Genomic DNA, 22596 nt, shown 5'->3' on the forward strand with positions numbered 1-22596 from the left:
GCATAGCGCGGCGCTGTCGCCGCCGGTACCCCGGGTGACGCTTGTCACCTGCGCGGGCTGACGCTGGCGACTGCTGGCAAACCCTTGCCCCGCCTAGCATGGCGGCCAACGAGGAGGAGCCATGAAAGCGTCTGTCGAAGCTGTTGCCAGCCTTGCTGGCGTCGTCAAGCGTTACGGTGCTTTAACAGCGCTGGACGGTCTGGATCTCATGCTGCACCGCGGCGAACTGCTTGCCTTGCTGGGGCCAAACGGCGCCGGCAAGAGCACCGCGATCAGCCTGCTGCTGGGGCTGGTGCGCGCCGAGGCAGGGCGCGTGGAACTGTTCGGCAAGGACCCGCAGGACATCGCTGCGCGCCGACGCGTGGGCGTGATGCTGCAATCGGCGATGCTGCCCGCCACCTTGAGCGTGGCCGAGTTGCTGCGCCTGACCATGAGTTACTACCCCGCGCCGCGCACGTTGCAGGAAACCGCGCAACTGGCAGGTATTGCCGACCTGCTGGCACGCCGCTATGCCGCGCTGTCGGGTGGCCAGCAACGGCGCGTGCAATTTGCCATGGCGCTATGCGGACGCCCCGAGTTGTTGTTCCTCGACGAACCCACCGTGGGCATGGATATCGATGCGCGCCAGAAGTTGTGGGTCGCTATTCGCGGCCTGGTTGCCGAAGGTTGCGCGGTGGTGCTCACCACGCACTATCTGGAAGAGGCCGAGGCGCTGGCGCAGCGCGTGGTGGTGCTCGCCAAGGGCCGCGTGCTCAGCGACGGCAGCGTGGATGCGTTGCGTTCCAAAGTGGCCTTGACGCGTATTCGCTGCGTTACCGACCTGGACGCGGCCGCCGTTGCCGCCTGGCCGCATGTGGCGGCGGTGGAGCACGATCGCGGCGGCTTGCACATTCGCACCGACGCGCCGGAAAACGTGCTGCGTCGCCTGCTGGATGCCGACCCGGCCTTGTCGGGGTTGGAAGTGCTGCGCGCCGGCCTGGCCGAGGCGTTCACCGAACTCACCCGCGAACCGGACACCGAACGGGAGGCTGCCTGATGCATACCCATGAGATCGCCGCGACCTGGACATATGACGATGGCCGCATGCCGTGGCGCCGTGCCCTGGGCGCCTATATCGCCGAGGCGCGCAGCGAGTGTCTTCGCTATTTCCGCGCACCCGGTTTCCTGTTGCCGGTGACGCTGTTCCCGACGATGTTCTACCTGCTGTTCGGCATCGTGATGAATCATGGCGCCGATCCGAATGCCGCGCGCTACCTGCTGGCCAGCTATGCCGTATTTGGCGTGATGAGCCCGGGCCTGTTCGGCTTTGGCGTCTCGCTGGCGGCGGAGCGCGAGAATGGACTGCTCACGCTCAAGCGCGCCTTGCCGATGCCGCCGGGGGCCTATCTGCTGGGCAAGATGCTGATGGCGATGCTGGCGGCGGGCATGGTGATCGTGCTGCTGCTGGCGATGGGGATGGGCCTGGCGCATGTGCATGTCACGCTGATCCAGGCGGGCTCCTTGTTGGTGACCGGCATGCTGGGCGTACTGCCGTTCTGCGCGATTGGCATGTTCGCTGGCACCTTGGTCAAGGGGCAGGGTGCGCCGGGCGTGCTCAACCTGATCTATCTGCCGATGTCGTTCCTGTCGGGGCTGTGGATTCCGCTGTCCATGCTGCCGTCGGCGCTGCAGCGCGTGGCGCCCCTGTGGCCCAGCGCGCATCTGCATCTGCTGGCGCTGCGCAGCCTGGGATTGGGGCAGCCGGCGTTGTGGCAGAACGTGCTGATCCTGGCCGGCTTCGCCCTGGTGTTCTTCATGCTCGCCGCCCGCCGCCTGCGTCGCCTGGGTTGAAGTACGATGCGAGCCGATGGTGGTGACCAGGGGAGGTGGTTGCGGTGCGCAAACTGATACGTGCCTGGTTTACTCCGGCGCCTGATTCGATGGTGGCGCACAGCATCCGCAAGGGTAAATCGCCCTGGGTCGATGCGGTGCACCTGATGTGGTCGATATGGGTGTTCATCACCCCGGTATTCGACCAGTTCACCGTGCGCTGGGTTCTGCTGACCCTGCTCAGCTATCCGGTGTTCCTGCTGTTGTACGCGCGCTGCTGTCTGGACTCGCAACGGATCACCTACCGCTATTCATTGATGCTGGTGGCGTTGGGCCTGCTGTTGATGCCCTGGTATCCCAGTGGCCTGACCTATTTCATGTATGGCTGCGTGTTGCTGTGCAGTCGACGGATGACGCTGCGTTCTTACATGGCGGCGCTGGCCGTGCTCAACGCGATCTGCCTGTTCGAGGCATGGCTGTTGCACTACCCGTGGCAGGCCGTGCTGTGGATGCCGGTGAGCAGCTTCATCGTGGGCATCGCCGTCAATGCCGAGCGCATGAGCGAGGAGAAGGATGTCGAACTGCGCCTCTCGCACGAGGAGGTGCGCCGGCTGGCGGCCACGGCCGAACGCGAGCGCATCGGTCGCGATCTGCACGATCTGCTCGGTCATACGCTGTCGCTGATCACCTTGAAGCTGGAGCTGTCGCGCAAGCTTTTCGATCGCGACAGCGACGCGGCGAGGCGCGAGCTGGAAGAGGCCGAGCGGGTGGCGCGACATGCGCTGGCGGAGGTGCGTTCGGCCGTTACCGGCATTCGCGCCACCGATCTTGCCGCCGAACTGGCCGCGGCCAAGCTGCTGCTCGAATCGTCCGACGTCGCGCTCGACTACGGCAGTCTTCCCGCCGCATTGCCGGTGGACCTGGAGCGTGGCCTGGCTTTGGTGCTGCGCGAGGCGGTGACCAATATCGCGCGTCACGCCCGCGCCAATCAGGCGTGGGTCACGCTGGAGCTGGTCGGCGACACGCTGGAACTTCGCGTGGCGGACAATGGCCGCGGTGGCATTGGCGACCACGGCAATGGCCTTTGCGGCATGCATGAGCGGGTAAAGGCGCTGGGTGGCTCGTTGAAGGTCGATTCGCCGGCGGGCCGCGGCACGCGACTGTTGATCACCGTGCCGCTGCGGCAGCGCAACCGGCTCTTCGAGACACCGCAAGCCGGCAGGGAAGCAGCCACCGGCTGGACGGCGCAACAGCGGCATGCCACATGACGTGCTGGATTTCTCCGATGACGCCATGCTCGGGCCACTTCGGCCAGCGTGCCAATTCACTTTGTACGGACAGTTTGCGGATGCAGATCAGCGCTAACAATGGCGGCGGCCTGGCCGCCCATGGCAATGGCATCAGTGCCCATAGGAGCGCCGCATGATTCGCGTATTGCTGGCGGAAGACCAGGCGATGGTGCGTGGCGCGCTGTTTGCCTTGCTCAATCTCGAATCGGATATCGAGGTGCTTGGCTCGGCCGCGGACGGCGAGGCGGCATGGCGCGAGTTGCAGCGCCTGAAGCCCGACGTGCTGGTGACCGATATCGAAATGCCTGGCCTCACCGGGCTGGAGTTGGCGCAACGCATCCAGCGCCACGAACTGCCGATCAAGGTGATCATCGTGACCACCTTCGCGCGTCCCGGTTTTCTGCGTCGCGCGCTGGATGCCGGCGTATCCGGCTATCTGCTGAAGGACGCGCCGGCCGAGAACCTCGCCGAGGCGTTGCGCATGGTGCATCGTGGCGGGCGCGCCATCGATCCGCAGCTGGCCTTGGAAGCCTGGTCGGAGGCGGACCCGCTCAACGATCGCGAACGCCAGGTGCTGCGTCTTGCCGGCGAAGGGCAGTCGGCCAATGACATCGCCAGCCAGCTCAATCTTTCGCATGGCACGGTGCGCAACTACCTGTCCGAGGCCATCGGCAAGCTGGGGGCGACCAACCGCATCGAGGCCTACCGCCTGGCCCGACAGAAGGGCTGGTTGTAATCCCTATAGCCAGCGTCCCGGCGTTGGGGTGCAATAGGCGCTACCGTTTTCCGCCCGAGTGCCGCCTTGTCGTCCCGGATGCTCCACCTGGTGCAACGCTTGCCCTGGCTGCTGCTCGGGTTTGCGGTGCTGTGGCTGGCCGGCTGCCATGCCAGGCATGCGCCGCTCGGCAACCAGGCCTATGTATGGCAACGGCAGTGGACGCCGGCACTGGCGCAGGCCGTGCAGAAGAATGTCGACGTGGTGCATGGCTGGCGGGTGCTGGCGGCCGAAGTGGATGTACAGGGGCAGTGGCGCGTCTTCACCCCGGACTGGAACGTGTTTGCCAGCACCGGCGAGCCGGTGGTCGCGGTGGTGCGGATCGAGGGGCAGCTGCCCCAGTGGGATGAAGCGGTACTGCGGGCCCATGTGCAGGATGTCGTGACGGCTTGGCGCGCGCACGGCCTCTCCTTCGCCGGCATCGAGATCGACCACGATGGCGCCACGGCGCGCCTGCCTGCCTATACGCATTTCCTCGCGGCGTTGCGTCCGCTGCTGCATTCGGGCGAGCGGCTTTCGATCACCGCGCTGCCCACCTGGTTGGACAGCGCCGAGCTGGACAAGCTGTTGGCCCAGGTGGATGAAGCCGTGCTGCAGGTACATGCGGTGCAGTCGCCGCGCGCCGGTCTTTTCAATCCCGAACAGGCGCGTGCATGGCTGGCCAGCTTTGCCCGGCGCATGCACAAGCCCTGGCGCGTCGCCTTGCCTGCGTACGGCACCCGGGTATCGTGGGATGCGCAGGGGCGCATCGCCGCCATCGAGAGCGAACGGCCGACGCTGGTCCATGGCGATGACGCCAGCGAGCTGTTCGCCGATCCCTCGGTCATGCAGGCATTCGTTGCATCGCTGGATGCCAACCCACCGCGGGGGCTTGCCGGCATCGTGTGGTTTCGCCTGCCCACGGACGACGATATGCGTGCCTGGAGCGCGGCTACCTGGCGCGCGGTGCTGGCACGCACGCCGTTGAAGGTGTCGCTGCTGGCGCAGGTGGGCGGGCGTCGGGAAGCGCCCCTGCATGACCTGTTGCTGTTGAATGCGGGCAATGCCGACGTGCCGCTGCCTTCGCTGGTGCGGCTGGACACCGCCTGCAAGCTCGCCGATGGCATCAACGGTTTCGCGCTGCAGCGCACGAGCCAGGGCATGTTCCTGCTGCGCACGCAGGCTGGCCTGCTGCGCGCGGGCCAGCAGCTGCGCATCGGCTGGCTGCGTTGCCAGGGGCCGGCGGCCATGCATATCGACGCCTGGTCGGCCCGCTGAGTGCGTCCTGTCGCCGCAGCCATCGCTTTACATCCCATCCGTCATACTTGTCCCATCAGGGCGTGGAGCGCCCTTCGAAAGGTAAAACCATGATGAAGCGCCCATGGATAGTCGCTGCGGTGGTCCTCGGCCTGGCCGGTGCCGTTGCCTGGGCCTGTGGCCCGATGTTTCCCAATCAGCTGCTCGATCAGCGTGCAGCTACGCTCAAGGCGACACCGCAGAACAGCTTCGCCTTCGAAGCCATGCACCTGCTGGAGCCGACCGACAAGCTCGCGCCGGAAGTGACGAGCGTCTCCGCCGAAGGCACCGACCAGGCGGCCCAGGCCAAGGCGCTGGGACTCACGCCCGCGCAGGCCGACCGTGTCGCCGCGTTGAAGCAGGCGGCCGACGGCGCGATGGCTTTCGATCAGGGCAAGGATCTCCCCGCCGACCTGCGCGCCTATACCGCCGGCGCAGTCGCTTTTGCGCGAGGCGACAACGATGGCGCTACGGCCAGCTTTGAGCAGGTGCTCGCCTTGCCGCCGGAGCAGGCGAAGCTGCGCTCGGTGTGGGCGGCGTACATGCTCGGTCGCATCCATGCCAATGCCGCCCTTTTTTACGCTACGGCAGTGAATGATGCCGCCGCTTTCCAGCGCGAACGTGCAGCGGCCGCCAAGGCGTTCCAGCTGGCGCGCACACGCGCCGTGGATGGGGCTTCCGATACGCAGGGGCTGGCCATTGCCAGCTTTGGCGACGAGGCACGGCTTTACCTCTACAGCCACGGCACGCCATGCAGATGGAGTGACCTGTACGACGACGCGAACCACTGCGGCGATGGCATCGCCATCGATGATCTCAGGCGCGCCATCATGCTATACGCGGCGCAAGCGGGGCATGGCTCGGACAGCGGCGTGCAATCGCTGGTGGCGATCGCACGCCAGGTCATGCGCAACCAGCAACAGATGGTCGAGCTGGTCGACCATCCGGTGGCGCAGCGCATGCTGGTGGCCTACGCGTTTGGGTATTTGGCCGACCGTCGCATCGAGCAGCCCGGCGACACCGCCATCAAAGCTGATCCCCCGTTGCTCGAACTGGTGCAGGCCATCGAGCAGCGTGGCCTGGACAAGGTGGCCGGAGCCGATCGTCTTGCGTCGCTGGCCTATGGGGCGGGGCGCTACGAGCTGGCGGCGCGGTTGGCAGAGAAGTCATCCGGGCCGCTGGCGGCCTGGGTGCGCGCCAAGCTGGCGTTGCAGAAGGGCGACCTCGCGGCGGCCAGCGCGGCCTATGCCGAGGCCGCCAAGGCCTTCCCCAGGACAGGCGATGCACAGCCCGCACTCGAACCCGGGAATATCGAGCTGCTTACCGGCGAGCATGGCGTACTCGCGCTGGCACGCGGCGACTATGTCGAGGCCATGGGGCACCTCTACGATGCCGCACTCGGCGTGGGCGGCGATGGCAACGTCTACGACGAGGGTCAGGAAATCGCCGGTGCCGGCTACGGCAACGACGCGGCCTACATTGCTGAGCGCGTACTGACCGTGGACGAATTGAAGTCCTTTGTCGATGCGCGCGTGCCGGCCACGCCGGTGCCAGCGAAAGGCAAGGATGCGGATACCTACTACCGCGACCTGCGCCCGCTGGGCGACAACCTGCGCTGGTTGCTGGCCCGGCGCCTGATGCGTGCCGGCCGGTATGACGAGGCACAGGCGTATTTCCCGGTCGATGGCGATACCCGCTTTGCCAGTTACGACGACAGCGGCAAGCCGCAGGCATCGAACCTGCGCGCCAAGGCACGCGCCTATGCCGCCGCCATCCACGACAGCGGGCATGCGTGGACGGCCATCGGCAAGGCGCAGGCGCTCTATGCCGCGGCCAAGATCGCGCGTGAGGACGGGATGGAAATCCTGGGCTACGAGCAGGGCCCGGATTACAACGACAACGGCGGCAGCTACCAGGGTGGCAGCGGGCAAGAGCCCGATTCGCTCAAGCAGGCCTTTGTCACCGACGGCGAACGCCAGCGCTACGCGGCAAGCGTGGCCAAGCCGGCGCTGCGTTTCCACTACCGCTACGTCGCGGCCGATGAAGCCAGCGCGGCGGCCGACCTGCTGCCGCCGCGCTCGCAGGCTTTCGCCGCCGTATTGTGCCAGGCCACCGGCTGGATGCTCGAAGGGCCGCCGGATTACCACGACCACTATCAAGGCTATGGCGAGCCGGTGCCCACCGAACCTTCCGAGCGCATGCGGCGCGCCACGGCGCTCTACCAGCGCTACGTGAAGCAAGGGCCTTACGTCGAGTGGGCGGACGACTTTGGCCGTAACTGCGAGGAACCCGATTTCGACCGCGCACGCGCGTTGAAGCGGTCGCAGCAGGTGGCTGCCGTGAGGCATGCGGTGCGGCGCCATATGCCTTACGAGCTGGGCGCCTTCGTCGTGCTGCTGGGGGCGCTGGCGGGCTGGCTCGTGCTGAGGAAGCGGCGCAAGACGGCGGCCTGACCGCCCGGCCGACCGTCGAATCGGGGTTTTGCGCGATAATGCCCCATTCGACGTCCAAGCCCCGCCGTGAAGAAGACCGATTTCGATTTCGAACTCCCGCCCGAGCTGATCGCCCAGGCACCGCTGGCCGAACGATCGGCCAGCCGCCTGCTGGTCCTCGATGTCGAGGCGCAGTCGCGCCAGGATCGCCTGTTCCGCGACCTTCCCGAGTTCCTGCGTGAAGGCGACCTGCTGGTATTCAACGACACCCGCGTGTTGCCGGCGCGCCTGCATGGCCGCAAGGACAGCGGCGGCGCGGTGGAGATTTTGATCGAGCGTGTCACCGGTGCACATGAAGCCACCGTGCAGCTGGGGGTGAGCAAGAAGCCGAAAGAAGGCGGCCGCATCGAACTGGCCGATGGCAGTTACGCCATCGTGCTGGGGCGCGACGGCCAGTTTTTCCGCCTGCGCTTCGAATCGCCCGAGCCATTGGAGCGATTGCTGCTCAAGCTCGGCGAAATGCCGCTGCCGCCGTATATCGCGCGCCACGCCGATGCCAGCGACCTGGAGCGCTACCAGACCGTCTATGCGCGCGAGCCCGGCGCGGTGGCCGCGCCCACCGCCGGGCTGCATTTCGACGAAGGCATGCTTGCGCTGCTGCGCGAACGCGGCATCCAGTTCGGTTACGTGACCTTGCACGTGGGCGCCGGCACCTTCCAGCCGGTGCGCGCGGACGACATCAAGGATCACCAGATGCACCGCGAATGGCTCAACGTCGGCGCGAGCCTGGTGGAGCAGATCCGCCGCACGCGCGCGGCCGGTGGTCGGGTTTTTGCGGTGGGCACGACAGTAGTGCGCGCGCTGGAGAGCGCGAGCCGCGATGGCGAGTTGCAACCGTTTGCCGGTGAAACGCAGATCTTCATTTTTCCGGGCTACAAGTTCACCAGCATCGACGGTTTGCTGACCAACTTCCATTTGCCGCAATCGACGTTGCTGATGCTGGTGTCGGCGTTGGCGGGGCGGGATTTCATGCTTGAGTCGTATCGGCATGCGGTGGAGCGGAGGTATCGGTTCTTCTCCTATGGCGATGCGATGTTGATTTTGCCGCGGGGCGGCTAGGGCACCTTTGCTCGTCATCCCTGCTTCCGCAGGGATGACGAGCAAAAAAACCGTCGAACCAGATCCCCCCAAAGCACGAATCTCCCGGACACGCGATAATCCCCCGAATGACTTCCATGACTTTCGAACTCCAGGCCACCGACGGCGCGGCCCGTCGCGGCCGCCTTACGTTTGACCGCGGCACGGTGGAAACGCCGGCGTTCATGCCGGTGGGCACCTATGGCTCGGTGAAGGCGATGACGCCACGGGATATCCGCGAGGTTGGTGCCGAGATCATCCTGGGCAACACCTTCCACCTGTTCCTGCGGCCGGGCCTTGAGGTGGTGGAGCAGTTCGGTGGCCTGCACAAGTTCATCGGCTGGGACAAGCCGATCCTCACCGACTCGGGCGGCTTCCAGGTGTTCTCGCTGGCGCACAAGCGCAAGATCACCGAGGAGGGGGTGGCGTTCGCCTCGCCGGTGGACGGCTCGAAGGTGTTCCTGTCGCCGGAAGAATCGATGCGCATCCAGAAAGTGCTCGATTCGGATATCGCGATGATCTTCGACGAGTGCACGCCGTATCCGGCCACGGAAAAGGTGGCGTCCTCCTCGATGGAGCTGAGCCTGCGCTGGGCGGAGCGTTCGCGCCGGGCATTCGATGACCTGAAGAACCCCAACGCGCTGTTCGGCATCGTCCAGGGCAGCGTGTACGAGAACCTGCGCCGCCGCTCGGCCGAAGGCCTGGTCAACATCGGCTTTGACGGCTATGCCGTGGGCGGCCTCGCCGTGGGCGAGCCGGAGGCGGAGCGCAACCACACGCTCGACTTCACCGTGCCGCTGTTGCCGCCGGACAAGCCCCGCTACCTGATGGGCGTGGGTCGGCCGGAGGACATCGTGGAAGCGGTGCGTCGCGGCATCGACATGTTCGATTGCGTGATGCCGACCCGCAATGCGCGCAATGGGTTCCTGTTCACCGACGAGGGTACGTTGCGCATCCGCAACGCCAAGTTCGCGCTCGATACCCGGGTGATCGAGGAAGGTTGCGATTGCTATGCGTGCAGCAACGGCTTCAGCCGCGCCTACCTGCGCCATCTGGATCGCTGCAACGAGATATTGGGCAGCCAGCTCGCCACCATGCACAACCTGCGGCATTACCAGCGGCTGATGGCGGGCCTGCGCGCGGCGATTGCCGATGGGCGGCTGGATGACTTCGTGGCCGAGTTCTACGCACGCCGGCAAGGCGGCGTGGCGGCCTGAGCCTACATTCTCCCTCCCCTGCAAGCAGGGGAGGGTTGGGGAGGGGAAAGGCACGCCGGCGGACGGCTTGGCCCCCTCCCAGCCTCCCCCTGCAAGCAGGGGGAGGAGTACATAGCCTCGGAACCTTCGCCCGGTTGCCGGGTCGAGTCCCTTGCAAACCGCGTGTCCCGCCGCCAGAACTCCTGGCGGGGCGGCCTTGTGGCGCATGCAGGGCCCGGGGGCGCGTGGCATAATCCACGGTTCTTTTATCAGGTGTTGGCAGAAATTGCTGCTGGCACCGCCACTTACGAGACAAGCTGATGAATCTTCCGATGTCCTTCGTGATCGCCCAGGCAGCTCCGGCTGCCGCTGGCGCCCAGGCACCGAACCCGCTGATGACGTTCCTGCCGTTGATCCTGCTGTTCGTGGTGTTCTATTTCCTGATGATCCGCCCGCAGATGAAGCGCCAGAAGGAGCACCGCAACATGGTCGCGGCGCTGTCCAAGGGCGACGAGGTGGTCACCAACGGCGGCATCGCCGGCAAGGTGGATGAAGTGGGTGAGAGCTTCATCACGGTCGAGATCGCGCCGAACGTGAAGATCAAGCTGCAGAAGGGCGCCGTGCAGCAGGTGTTGCCGAAGGGCACGCTGAAGTCGTCCTGACGGACGCTTGCCGGGGCGGAGGGGCTCCGGTTACCCACGACGCATTGCTATCGCCGCGGTCGGCCTCGAACCGCGGCTTTTGACGGATTCAAGGCATGAGTGATTTTCCTCGCTGGAAATATGCGCTGGTCGCCATCGTACTGGTGCTCGGCATTGTGTATGCGTTGCCCAACGTGTTCCTGCCGGTGCCCGCCGTGCAGATCACGGCCAACCGCAACGGCACGGTCGACCCCGCGCTGGAGCAGAAGGTGGTCGATGCGCTGAAGCAGCAGAACATTGCCAACACCGGCATCGAGATCGAGAACGATCACCTGCTGGCCAGCTTCGCCAATGCCGACGTGCAGAAGAGCGCCGCCGACGCCATCAAGGCGGCGGTGGGCGACGACTACACGGTCGCGTTCAACCTCAAGTCCACCGTGCCGGGCTGGCTCAGCGCGATCGGCGCCAAGCCGATGCCGCTGGGCCTGGACCTGCAGGGCGGCGTGCACTTCCTGATGCAGGTCGATCAGAGTGACGTGATCGACAAGCAGGAAACGCGCTACGCGGACGATATCCGCAGCCTGCTGCGGGAAAAGAACATCCGCTACGAGTCGGTAGTGCGCAACGCCCAGCGTGGCCAAGGCATCTCGGTCGTGTTGAAGTCGGCCGAGGATCGGACCGCTGCCGCCAATGCCATTGCGGCCGAGTATCCCGACCTTGTCTCGCAGGACGGCAGCGCCACCGGCGACCGCTTCGTACTCAACGCTGTGGTGCGCCCGGACAAGCTGCGCGACCTGTCGCTCAACACCATCCGCCAGAACCTGGGCACGCTGCGCAACCGTATCAACCAGCTCGGCGTTTCCGAGCCGATCATCCAGCAGCAGGGCGATAGCCGCATCGTGGTTGAGCTGGCCGGCGTGCAGGATACGGCGGAGGCCAAGAAGCTGATTGGTGCTACGGCCACGCTCGAATATCGGGCTGGTTACGGCTCCCCGCAGGATGCCGCCGATGCACAGCGCACAGGGATCATTCCTCCGGATGCGCGACTCTATCGCGAACGCGGGACAAATCGCCCGATCCTGCTCAGCAAGCAGATCATTGTGACCGGTGACCAGCTGACCAACGCCAATAGCACGACGGACCAGCAAACCGGCCGACCTGCCGTGTCTATCGAGCTCAATTCGGCGGGCGCCAAGCGCATGCTTGATTTCACCACGAACAACGTGGGCAAGTACATGGGCGTGGTCTATGTCGAGCGAGTGGTCGATACGAAGACGGTCGATGGCAAGGAAGTGCGTACGCCCAAGATCACCGAGGAGGTGATCAGCTACGCCCAAATTCAAGGTGTATTCGGCAAACAGTTCCAGACCACCGGTATGAGTAGCCCGAAGGAAGCCTCCGATCTGGCGTTGTTGCTGAGGGGCGGCTCGCTGGCGGCGCCGGTGGATATCGTCGAAGAGCGCGTGATCGGTCCCAGCCTCGGCCAGGACAACATCCAGAAGGGCATGCGCGCGGTGATGATCGGCCTGGCGCTGGTGCTGCTGGCGGCGGCCCTCTACTACAAGCTGTTCGGCCTGGTGGCCGACGTGGCGCTGTTCTTCAACCTGGTGATCCTGGTGGCGGTGATGTCGGCCATCGGCGTCACGCTGACCATGCCGGGCATCGCCGGTATCGTGTTGACGCTGGGCATGGCGATCGATGCCAACGTGCTTATCTGCGAACGTATCCGCGAGGAGCTGCGCAACGGCTCCACGCCGCATGCGGCCATTCGTGCCGGCTACGACAAGGCATGGGCCACCATTCTCGATGCCAACGTCACCCACCTGATCGCCGCGCTGGCGCTGACCACGATGGGCTCGGGCCCGATCAAGGGCTTCGGTGTCACGCTGCTGATCGGCATCCTGACCTCGATGTTCACCTCGGTCACCGTGACGCACGCGATCACCGCGCTTATCCACGGCCACCGCAAGCTCAAGACGCTGTCGGTCTGAAGAGGAACAGACACCCATGGAAATCTTCAACCACAACGCCAATGTGAACTTCCTCGGCATGAGGAAGTTCAGCGTGGGCATCGCCATCCTGCTGGTGCTTGCCTCCATCGCGCTGATCGCCGTGAAGGGCCTCAACTACGGCCTGGACTTCACCGGCGGCGTGTCGCTGGTGGTGGACTACCAGAACCCGGTGACCACCGCCGAAGTGCAGGGTGCGCTGGACAAGGGCGGCATCGAGCACTCGCTGGTCGCCAGCCTGGGCGGCACGCGTGAAGTGTCGGTGCGCTTCCAGCCTACCGCGGCGATGAAGGACGAGGCCGGCAAGATCAACCTCGACAAGGTCGCCGAGGTGACCACCGCCGTGCTCAAGGCCGGCCGCGCCGACGTCAGCATCAAGAGTCGCGACTATGTCAGCTCGACGGTGGGCGACGAGCTTCGCAGCGACGGTATCCTCGCCGCGGTGGTCGTGGTGCTCGGCATCGGCCTGTACCTGGGCATCCGCTTCGAGTGGCGTTTTGCCGTGGCGGCCATCGTCACCGAATTGCACGATGCGCTGATCACGGTGGGTGTGTTCGCGCTGGTGCAGCGTGAGTTCGACCTGACCGTGCTGGCCTCGGTGCTGGCGGTGATCGGCTATTCGATCAACGACAAGGTGGTGGTGTTCGACCGCGTGCGCGAGCTGTTCCGCCTGGCCCGCAAGGCCGAGCCGGAGGAGATCCTCAACCGCTCGATCAACAACACGCTGTCGCGAACCATCATCACCGCGCTGTTCACCGCCATCACCATGGCCGCGCTGTACTTCATCGGCGGCCCGGTGGTGCATGGCTTCGCCATCACCATGCTGATCGGCATCCTGGTCGGCACGCTGTCCTCGATCTTCGTGGCCAGCCCCATCCTGTTGTGGCTGGGCGTGTCCAAGCAGGACCTGATGCCCAAGACCCGCGAGAACCCGGAGCTGGCTCGCCGGCCGTGATCTAGCAGCATCTTAGGTTTGTTCCCCGGAGGCCCGTGATCGCATCACGGGCCTTTTCTTTTGCCTGTTTGAAGGGGGTGCCGGGAGCCTCCCTGCATGCCAACGGGTGTTCTATCCGAGGCATGGGAGCCCACCGCAAGCTCGTGGGCAGCCATGCCAGTGGTTTCGAAGCAAATATCGATATCAGCCGGCAAGGCGTAAGGTTTCGCCCTTTTTGGGTTGACAGTGCGTAAGAAATAACGATAAGTTCACCCACGTCCCTGTGGATGCAAGCCTTGTGCGAGCCCGCCGGGACCTTGACGCAAAAGCTTGCGTCAGTTGTGGGGCTAGTGATTGGTCTGAGGGGGAGTCCGACAGACACACAGCAACTTCCAGTCCGCCATCGCGACGATGGCGGAGCGTGGTTTTTTGCGCCCAATTTTTTGGGTCGTTACGGGGAGAAATTGTCTATGAAGTTCCTTAGCACTACGCGTTCGCATGGGCTGCGTCGTACCAGTCTGGCGATCGCACTCGGCCTGTGCATGGCCAGCGGCACGCTGCTTGCCCAGAGCACGGTTGGCGATATCACCGGCACTGCCGCCTACGCTCCTGGCGAAACCCTTGTCGTGAAGAACCTCGACTCGGGCGTCACGCGCACCGTGACGGTTCCCACCGACGGCAAGTTCCGCGTGGGTTCCCTGCCGATCGGTCATTACGAGTTGCAGTTGCAGCGCGATGGCCAGACGCTCAGTTCGACCACCACCAACGTGGTCGCAGGCCAGACGGTGCAGGTGAGCCTTGCCGAGGGCTCCACGGTCAATGCCTCCAACCTGGGCAGCGTGACGGTAACGGCCAATGCCATACCGGCGATTGACGTAAGCTCGGTGGAAAGCCGCACCACCTTCACGGCGGACCAGCTGGACCAGCTGCCGGTGCCGCGCAACATCGTGGCGGTGGCGGTGTTGACGCCGGGCACCGTGCAGGGCAATTCGGTCTTCGGCAACCTGCCGTCGTTCGGCGGTTCTTCCGTGGCCGAGAACAGCTACTACGTCAACGGCTTCAACGTCACCAACCTGTACAACAACCTGTCGTTCGGCCAGGTGCCCTACCAGGCCATCGAGCAGTTGGACGTCCAGACCGGCGGTTACGGCGCGCAGTACGGTTTCTCGACCGGCGGCGTAATGAGCGCCAACATCAAGCGCGGTACGAACGAGTGGAAGGGCGGCATCAGCTGGACCTCGGCGCCCGACTGGACGCGCGAGCGGCAGCCCACGGTGAAGCGTGCCAACGGCACGACCTTCCGCGACTACGACAAGAACCGCGCGGACGACAATACCTATACGGCGTGGCTGGGTGGCCCGCTGATCAAGGACAAGCTGTTCCTCTTTGCCCTGGGCCAGTTCGAGAAGGCCACGGGCACGACCTACGGCGCGTCCTCCACGTCCAGCAACAGCAACAATTACAGTGCCGCCACCGCCTACAACTACACCACCAAGAGCCCGTACTGGGTGGTGAAGCTGGACTGGAACATTACGGATGACCACCACCTCGAATACACGGGGTTCGGCAATCCGGACAAGACCACGTACAACTACTACAACGCGGCCTATGTGAACGGCGAGGTGGAACGCGGCAGCTACAAGGGTGACCTGCACACCAAGTTCGGCGGTCCGACCAATATCCTCAAGTACACCGGCTACCTCACCGACGATCTGACCATCTCGGCGCAATACGGCAAGATGGAAAGCGATAACTCCACCTACTCCGTGAGTCCGACGGGTCTGGCGACGCGTTACGACGGCAACATCCTGTCGCCGACATCCGGTTGCGCCTATACGGCTTACAACGGCACGCCGTGGGGCCCGACCACCTGCGCCATCACCAGCAGCGTGGATCTCTACGGTGGCAAGGACGAGCGCAAGGCCGGCCGCTTCGACGTGAACTGGAAGCTTGGCGACCACTCGCTGGGCCTGGGTTACGCGGACGAGCGTTGGTCTTCGGATGCGGGCAGCTCCTATTCCGGCGGCGCCTACAACTACTACTACACCGCGCCGACCTCGACGGCCCCCGGTCTGGTGATCATTTACGACTACCGTACCGGCGGTAGCGTGACCGTTCGCCAGAAGTCGTACTACCTGGAAGACAATTGGCAGGTGAACGACAAGCTGTTGCTGTACGGCGGCATCCGCAACGACAGCTTCAACAACAAGAACGGCGGCGGCGAAACCTTCGTCAAGCAGGACAACATCTGGCAGCCGCGCCTGGGCTTCTCATGGGACGTCCATGGCGATTCCTCGCTGAAGGTGTTCGGCACCGCGGGCCGCTATTCGTTGCCGATGGCTGCCAACGTGGCGCTGCGCGCCGCCACGGCGTCGATCTATACCGAGGACGACAGCCTGTACTCGTCGATCAACCCGGACGGTTCGCCGGTGCTGGTCGGCGAAAAGGGTAGCGAGGGTCACTACGTGTACAACGGCGAGGACGGCAGCACGCCGAATCCGAAGGCCGTTGCCAGCAAGGATCTGAAGCCGTACGTGCAGGACGAGTACATCCTCGGCTTCCAGAAGACGTTGCACAGCGACGTCGATTTCCTGAGCGACTGGACCGTGGGCGTCAAGGCGACCTATCGCAAGCTGCGCACCTCGATCGATGACACCTGCGATTCGCGTCCGCTCTATGCGCTGGCCGAGAAGAACGGCGTCGCCGATGCCTGGGGCGGCGACCAATGGAGCGTGCCCGAAGGCATGGTGGGCTGCTGGATCTACAACCCGGGTAGCGCGCTCAGCCTGACCACCACGCTGGATGGTTCGTCCAGGACCTTCGACATCACCATTCCGGGCAACCAGCTGGGGCCTGCCGCCAAGCGCTCGTACCAGGGCGTCACGTTCAGTGCGGAGAAGGCCACCGAGAAGTACTACGTGACCGCGTCGTACACCTGGTCGAAGAGCTACGGCAATACCGAGGGCCTGGTGAAGTCGTCGAACGGCCAGGATGACACCGGCACCACCGCCGACTTCGACTTCCCGGAGATCATGGTCGGCGCCAACGGCTACCTGCCGAATGATCGTCGCCACAGCATCAAGGTCTATGGCGCGTACAAGTTCACCAAGGAATGGTCGGCTGGCCTCAACCTGCTGGCGCAATCCGGTGCGCCGGTGAGCTGCTATGGCGGTGGTGGCGGCACGCTGGATACCGAGTTTGGTTATGGCGCGCAGTTCCACGTCTGCAATGGCAAGGTGAGTCCCGAAGGCACCTCGGGTCGTACGCCGTGGGTATGGACCGTCAGTCCGAACATGATGTACCAGCCGTCCTGGGCCAAGGGCCTGAGCTTCCAGCTGTCGGTCATCAACCTGTTCAACAACGACGCGCCGACCTTCTTGTACGAGCCGTACGAGACGATCTCCAACAGCGGTCGTCGCACGGCCTACACCAACTACAAGCTGCCGAAGTACTTCAATACGCCGCGTTATGCGCGGTTCCAGGTGGAATACGACTTCAATCTGTAAGTCCCGGATGGATCGTGTGCAAAGCAAAGGCCGCCGGGTTTGCCCGGCGGCCTTTTGTTTGCCTCGTGTGGCGTGCGATCAGGCCGTGGAGGCGGTCTCGGCAGCAACCACTGCCGGTGGATTCGTCCCGGCGGATTCGTCTTGCGGATGATGTGCCGGCTGCATCACATGATGTCCCAGCGCATGCAGATCCAGCTGATCGACCGGAATGGGCTCGTAGTTGGGGCCGAACGCCACTTCACCGAACTTCCATCCTGCCGGGCGGCGCACGGCGCCCCAGAAACGCTTGAATGCATTCCAGTGCAGTCCGATCAGGTTCTGGTTGTTGTCGTCGTCCACCATCGGGTCGCCCACGCCGGTGGGGCGCAGCGGTTCGCCGTAAAGCGAGGTGCCGAACAGCACGTCCCAGATCGAGAAGACCTGGCCGAAGTTGCAGTTGTGCAGGTTGGGGCGGGTGGGGTCGACCAGCATGTGATGCAGGCGATGGAACTTGGGCGCGACGAACACGCGATCGAGCACCGGACCGAAGTCGATGCGCACGTTCGCATGCGAGAAGTTCTGCACCAGCTCGCCCACCAGCACCAGCCATGCGAACTGCTCGGGTTCCACGCCCATCACGATGCCGACCACGGCCAGGATCATCGACTGCAGGAAGCCATCGATCAGGCTGCCACGGTCGTTGGTCCAGCAGCTCATCTGTCGCGTGCTGTGGTGCATGCTGTGCAGCGCCCACCACCACGGCAACGCGTGCTGCAGGCGATGCATCCAGTAGTAAACGAAGTCGTAGACCAGGTAGTAGCAGCCAAACAGCAGCCACGGGTGTAGCTTGAGCCAGGGCACCCAGTGCGTGATCGCCAGCGGCGAGGCGCTGGCATCGCTGGGACCGGTGTCCGGACCACCGAAGTAGTTGGCGACGGGGGTAAGCACGAGGAAGCTGAAGATGGGGAAGATACCCACCAGCATCATCAGCGTGTATTGGAAGTCGACCTTGGTGAGCTTGCGGTCTTCCCACTTTTCCGCCGGCACCAGGCTTTCCAGCGGGCGGAAGATGAGGCCGATGACGCACAACTGGAAGGTGGCGATCAGCAGCGAGGCGGAGATATCCCTGGGATCGCCAGCCAGGCCTTCCAGGTGCAGGAACTGCAGCACGGGGAGCACGCCATGCGCGGCAAACCAGCTGACCAGGTGGGACCACAGTTCGGACATCATCGATACCTTGCAGGGAAGCGGAACGGTCCTGCAGGCGGGGGTGTCTGGCGCGACGCGCAGCGAACTACAGAACCGGGCGGTTTAGGATACCGCCGAGGTCCGGCAGCATCCAGCCGGCAGGATTTTGCGCCGGGCTACCTTTCGCTCAGCTAACGCGCACGTGCGCATCCAGTTCAGCCAGTTGGTGGGGATTGCCCAGGTTGCGCCAGAAGCCGTCGTAACGTTCGCCGCTGAGTTGCCCGCCGCGCATGGCCTGCTGGTAGAGCGGCAGCAACTTGAAGCGGCCCGGTGTCTGCGCTTGCAGGAAGGCCGGGCGATACACGCCGATATTGCCGAAGGTGAGGCGCTCGCCCGGGCCGTCCTGGTGGAGTTGCCCGTTATCGAGCACGAAATCGCCGCCGGCATGCCAGTCGGGGTTGGGCACCATCACCAGATGCGCCAGCCCCGCGGGTTGCAGGGGCAGGGCGGCATAGTCGTAGTCGCTATAGATGTCGGCGCTGACCGCGATAAAGGGTTCGGGCCCCAGCAGCGGCAGCGCGTTGAGCATGCCGCCGCCGGTTTCCAGCGGGGTGGGGCCTTCATAGGCATAGCGGATGCGCAGGCCCCAGCGCGAACCATCGCCGAGTGCATCGGGAAACTGATCGGCCAGGTGCGAGGTGTTGATCACCACGTAGCGCACGTCGATGGCGGCCAGCTTTTCCAGGTGCCATTCGATCAACGGCTTGCCACCAACGGGCAGCAACGGCTTGGGCGTGCGGTCGGTAAGCGGGCGCATGCGTTCGCCCAGGCCGGCGGCGAAGATCAGTGCGTGCCTCATGCGGCGACCACCCGGGTGAGGTCGCGACCTGCCGTGTGGCGCTCCAGCAGGGCCACGAAATCGGCCAGTTCCGGATAGCTGCGCGCTACCGATATCACGTAGTGATAAACGCGCGGCACGTCGGCGAGATAGCCCGGCTTGCCGTCGCGATACCACAGCCGGTAGAACTGGCCGAGTACGCGGATATGGCGATGCAGGCCGGTGAGGTCGAACCAGCGCAGGAAGTGTTCGCGGTCGATATCGCTTCCGATCATGCCTGCATCGAGCAGTCGCCGGCGGTACGACTCCACCCAGCCTTCGACGCGTTCGCGCGGCCAGACGATGTACGCATCACGCAGCAGTGAAGCGAGGTCATAGGTGATCGGCCCGGCCAGGGCGCCCTGGAAATCGATGATGCCGGGATTGTTGTGGTCGACGATCAGCAGGTTGCGGCTGTGGAAATCGCGATGCACGAAGCAGCGCGGCTGCGCCAGCGCATTGCGGATCACCACGTCGAAGGCCGCTTCCAGCACGTCCCATTCATCGCAGTCGGGCGTATGGCCCAGGTGCCGCTGGAGGAACCATTCGGGCATCACTTCGAGCCCGCGCACGAGCATCGCGTGATCGAACGGCGGCAAATCGCGGCAGTCCATGCGCGTCTGCATGCGCAGCAGCGCATCCATCGCGTCGCCGTAGAGCGGGTCGGCGCTGTCGTCGTTCAACGCAGGCAGGTACAGCCGTGAGCCCAGGTCTTCGATCAGCAGGAAACCTTGTTCAAGATCGTGGGCACGCACCGCCGGTACGTGCAGGCCGGCAGCGGCGAGGCGTTCGCCGATGGCCAGCCACGGACGCGGGTCTTCCTGCGCCGGCGGCGAGTCCATCACGATCCAGCTGGTGCCCTCGTGGCGCGTGCGCCAGTAGCTGCGGAAGCTGGCGTCCGACGACGCGGATTCGAGGGTCAGCGTGGCGTCGCCGAGGGTGGCGCGGGTCCAGGCAAGGCGGGCGGCGGCGCGATCGGGAGCGGGAGTCATGGCGTGCGGCGAGTGATGATGCCGCGCAGCTTACCGGCTCTTTGCCCTGGCTTCCTCTCCCCGTTGGGGAGAGGAAGCCGTGCCGCGCTTACGAGAGGTTGTAGGCTTTCTCTTCGTGCAGCGCCAGGTCGAGGCCGATCTGCTCCTGCTCCTCGTCCACGCGCAGGCCCAGCGTCCAGTCGATCAGCTTGAGGATCACCAGGCTGAGCACCGCGCTCCATACCACGGTGAAGCCCACGCCCTTGGCCTGGATCCACAACTGGCCCCACAACGATTCCACCGTGCCGAAACCGCCCAGCTTGGGCGAGGCCAGCGGGCCGGTGAGCAGGGCGCCGACGATGCCGGCGATCGCGTGCACGCCGAATACATCGAGGGAATCGTCATAGCCCAGCTTGTGCTTCAGGCGCGTGGCGCTGAAGAAACAGATGATGCCGGCGACCAGGCCCAGCACCAGCGCGCCGCCCGGACCCGCCGTGCCCGCCGCGGGCGTCACCGCCACGAGGCCGGCCACGGCACCGGACACGATGCCCAGCACGCTGGGGCGTCGATGCACGATCCACTCGGTACCGAGCCAGCCCAGCGCGGCGGCGGCCGTGGCGATCTGCGTCACCAGCATGGCCATGCCGGCGCTGCCGTTGGCCGCGACGGCCGAGCCCGCGTTGAAGCCGAACCAGCCCAGCCACAGCAGGCTGGCGCCGACCACGGTGTAACCGAGGTTGTGCGGCGGCATCGGCACGTTGGGATAGCCGCGACGCTTGCCGATCACCAGGCAGGCGATGAGGCCGGCGATGCCGGCATTGATATGCACCACGGTGCCGCCGGCGAAATCGAGCACGCCCAGATCGCCAAGGAACGAGCCCGGCCCGCTCCACACCATATGCGCCACCGGCAGGTAGACGATGGTCAGCCATAGCCCGCTGAACCACAGCAGCGCGCTGAACTTCATGCGCTCGGCGAACGCGCCGATGATCAGCGCGGGCGTGATGATGGCGAAGGTCAGCTGGAACATGATGAACACGCTTTCCGGCACCGTCTGGTAGCGTGAATCCGGCTTCAGTCCGGCCAGCAACACGCGATCCAGCCCGCCGATAAAGGAGTGCAGGTTGGTCACGCCGGCCTGCATGCCTTCGGTGCTGAAGGCCAGCGAGTAGCCGTAGAACAGCCACAACACCGTCACCAGCGCGGTGATGGCAAAGCACTGCATCAGGATCGACAGCAGGTTCTTGGCGCGCACCATGCCGCCGTAGAACAGCGCCAGTCCCGGGATGGTCATCAGCAGCACGAAGGCCGTGGAGGTAAGCATCCAGGCGGTGTCGCCGCTGTCGATATGGGTGGGCGCCGCGGTTTGCGCCCAGGCGGGCAGGCTGGCGAACAGGCCGGCCAGGCCCAGCACGGTCTTGAAGGTTTTTCCGTCAGAGCGCATCGACGTCGACCTCCTGCGTGCGGATGCGGATGGCCTGTTCCAGCTCGCTGACGAAGATCTTGCCGTCGCCGATCTTGCCGGTGCGCGCGGCACCCATGATCGCCTCGATGGCATGGTCGAGCTGCTCGTCGGCCACCGCCACCTCCAGCTTCAGCTTGGGCAGGAAATCCACCACGTATTCGGCGCCGCGGTACAGCTCGGTGTGCCCGTGCTGGCGGCCGAACCCCTTTACCTCCGTGACGGTCATGCCCGTCACGCCCACCTCGGTCAGCGCCTGGCGTACGTCATCCAGGGTGAACGGCTTGATGATCGCCGTAATCCACTTCATCCCTCAGCTCCCCATGCCGTCGATATGTGGCGGTGCAGCACGATGCGTGCCATGGGTTGGCCAGGGATGGAATACGGCGTCGGCTACCCCTGTGCCGTCATTCCTGCGAAAGCAGGAATCCAGTGACTTCAGTGGGTTGCAAAGGCACAGGGTCCCCGCTTTCGCGGGGATGACGATGAGGGGATTCCGCCGGTACGCCGAATTGGATAGTCGTTGTTGCTCTAGAAGAGAGCAATGCGCCAAGCGATCGCCCGTTTTTGGTGCAGTGTCGTCACATTGACCCAATCGCCATTAATCAGTACCATTTTGGTCCCGATTCCGTAGCCCTGGCCCAGCTCCCCATGCTTCGCGTCAGCCGCCTCACCGACTACGCCACGGTGGTGATGACCTGCATCGCCGCCCATCCTGACGACGTGCTCAGCACGGCGCAGATCGCCGATGAGACGCGCCTGGAACTACCCACCGTGAGCAAGCTGCTGAAGTCGCTGGGCCATGCCGGGCTGGTGGAGTCGTTCCGCGGCGTCAATGGCGGTTACCGGCTGGCGCGTCCCGCCGGCGACATCACCCTGGCGCAGATTGTCGAGGCGCTGGAAGGCCCCATCGGCATGACCGAATGCAGCCTGGCCGAAGGCCAGTGCGAGCGCGAGTCGCAATGCGGCGTGCGATCCAACTGGCAACACGTCAACAGCGTGGTCGACAGCGCCCTGCGCGCCGTCAGCCTGTCCGACATGCTCAAGCCACCGAGTCGTCGCATCGATGCGACCTTGATCGGATGACGCCCGTGACTGCCCCCGACGATATGAATA

18 protein-coding genes are annotated in these 22596 nt (G+C 64.8%); 13 read left to right on the forward strand and 5 right to left on the reverse strand.

What is annotated here, in order from left to right; translation table 11 throughout:
- Positions 1–121: 121 nt before the first annotated feature.
- From MJ606_RS11400 to MJ606_RS11455, 12 genes are all read left to right on the forward strand, one after another.
- The gene (locus MJ606_RS11400; protein ID WP_243049639.1) at positions 122–1036 is read left to right on the forward strand and encodes an ABC transporter ATP-binding protein; all 915 of its coding nucleotides are present in this window, start codon (positions 122–124) and stop codon (positions 1034–1036) included.
- Positions 1036–1830, forward strand: coding sequence for an ABC transporter permease (locus MJ606_RS11405; RefSeq protein ID WP_243049640.1), 795 nt, complete (start codon positions 1036–1038; stop codon positions 1828–1830). The genes MJ606_RS11400 and MJ606_RS11405 overlap by 1 nt, the downstream gene beginning before the upstream one ends.
- A gap of 89 nt (positions 1831–1919) precedes the next feature.
- Positions 1920–3077 carry a sensor histidine kinase gene (locus tag MJ606_RS11410; RefSeq protein WP_243049857.1) on the forward strand — a complete coding sequence of 386 codons (1158 nt, stop codon included), beginning with the start codon at positions 1920–1922 and terminating at the stop codon, positions 3075–3077.
- Between the two features lie 154 nt (positions 3078–3231).
- A complete protein-coding gene (locus tag MJ606_RS11415) occupies positions 3232–3834 on the forward strand; it encodes a response regulator transcription factor (protein ID WP_243049641.1) in 603 nt (200 codons plus the stop codon).
- A gap of 90 nt (positions 3835–3924) precedes the next feature.
- Positions 3925–5130, forward strand: a complete 1206-nt coding sequence (locus tag MJ606_RS11420; RefSeq protein ID WP_243049642.1) for a DUF3142 domain-containing protein — start codon at positions 3925–3927, stop codon at positions 5128–5130.
- Positions 5131–5219: 89 nt separating this feature from the next.
- Positions 5220–7601: a hypothetical protein gene (locus MJ606_RS11425; RefSeq protein ID WP_243049643.1), complete on the forward strand. Its 2382-nt coding sequence runs from the start codon at positions 5220–5222 to the stop codon at positions 7599–7601.
- A 66-nt stretch (positions 7602–7667) separates the two neighbouring features.
- Positions 7668–8699: a tRNA preQ1(34) S-adenosylmethionine ribosyltransferase-isomerase QueA gene (gene queA / locus MJ606_RS11430; protein ID WP_243049644.1), complete on the forward strand. Its 1032-nt coding sequence runs from the start codon at positions 7668–7670 to the stop codon at positions 8697–8699.
- Positions 8700–8806: 107 nt separating this feature from the next.
- A complete protein-coding gene (tgt, locus tag MJ606_RS11435; protein WP_243049645.1) occupies positions 8807–9934 on the forward strand; it encodes a tRNA guanosine(34) transglycosylase Tgt in 1128 nt (375 codons plus the stop codon).
- Positions 9935–10233: 299 nt separating this feature from the next.
- Positions 10234–10575 (forward strand): preprotein translocase subunit YajC, encoded by a 342-nt coding sequence (yajC, locus tag MJ606_RS11440; RefSeq protein WP_243049646.1) that lies wholly within the window; start codon positions 10234–10236, stop codon positions 10573–10575.
- A 95-nt stretch (positions 10576–10670) separates the two neighbouring features.
- A complete protein-coding gene (secD, locus tag MJ606_RS11445) occupies positions 10671–12545 on the forward strand; it encodes a protein translocase subunit SecD (RefSeq protein WP_243049647.1) in 1875 nt (624 codons plus the stop codon).
- Between the two features lie 16 nt (positions 12546–12561).
- Positions 12562–13518 (forward strand): protein translocase subunit SecF, encoded by a 957-nt coding sequence (gene secF, locus MJ606_RS11450; RefSeq protein WP_243049648.1) that lies wholly within the window; start codon positions 12562–12564, stop codon positions 13516–13518.
- A 449-nt stretch (positions 13519–13967) separates the two neighbouring features.
- On the forward strand, positions 13968–17003 hold the full coding sequence (locus tag MJ606_RS11455; RefSeq protein WP_243049649.1) for a TonB-dependent receptor: 3036 nt from the start codon (positions 13968–13970) through the stop codon (positions 17001–17003).
- A 78-nt stretch (positions 17004–17081) separates the two neighbouring features.
- Here MJ606_RS11455 and MJ606_RS11460 read toward each other — a convergent pair whose 3' ends face one another.
- From MJ606_RS11460 to MJ606_RS11480, 5 genes are all read right to left on the reverse strand, one after another.
- The gene (locus MJ606_RS11460) at positions 17082–18212 is read right to left on the reverse strand and encodes a sterol desaturase family protein (RefSeq protein ID WP_243049650.1); all 1131 of its coding nucleotides are present in this window, start codon (positions 18210–18212) and stop codon (positions 17082–17084) included.
- 145 nt (positions 18213–18357) lie between these two features.
- Positions 18358–19029 (reverse strand): N-acetylmuramate alpha-1-phosphate uridylyltransferase MurU, encoded by a 672-nt coding sequence (gene murU, locus MJ606_RS11465; RefSeq protein ID WP_243049651.1) that lies wholly within the window; start codon positions 19027–19029, stop codon positions 18358–18360.
- The gene (locus tag MJ606_RS11470) at positions 19026–20039 is read right to left on the reverse strand and encodes a phosphotransferase (protein ID WP_243049652.1); all 1014 of its coding nucleotides are present in this window, start codon (positions 20037–20039) and stop codon (positions 19026–19028) included. The genes murU and MJ606_RS11470 overlap by 4 nt, the downstream gene beginning before the upstream one ends.
- Before the next feature lie 88 nt (positions 20040–20127).
- Entirely contained in the window at positions 20128–21462 is a 1335-nt protein-coding gene (locus MJ606_RS11475) for an ammonium transporter (protein WP_243049653.1), read from the reverse strand.
- Positions 21452–21790 (reverse strand): P-II family nitrogen regulator, encoded by a 339-nt coding sequence (locus tag MJ606_RS11480; RefSeq protein ID WP_243049654.1) that lies wholly within the window; start codon positions 21788–21790, stop codon positions 21452–21454. Before MJ606_RS11480 ends, MJ606_RS11475 begins: the two co-directional genes overlap by 11 nt.
- Before the next feature lie 341 nt (positions 21791–22131).
- Here MJ606_RS11480 and MJ606_RS11485 point away from each other — a divergent pair, with 341 nt between their 5' ends.
- A complete protein-coding gene (locus MJ606_RS11485) occupies positions 22132–22566 on the forward strand; it encodes an SUF system Fe-S cluster assembly regulator (protein WP_243049655.1) in 435 nt (144 codons plus the stop codon).
- The last annotated feature ends 30 nt before the right edge of the window (positions 22567–22596 follow it).

The organism is Dyella sp. RRB7 (assembly GCF_022761115.1).
Taxonomy (GTDB): domain Bacteria; phylum Pseudomonadota; class Gammaproteobacteria; order Xanthomonadales; family Rhodanobacteraceae; genus Dyella.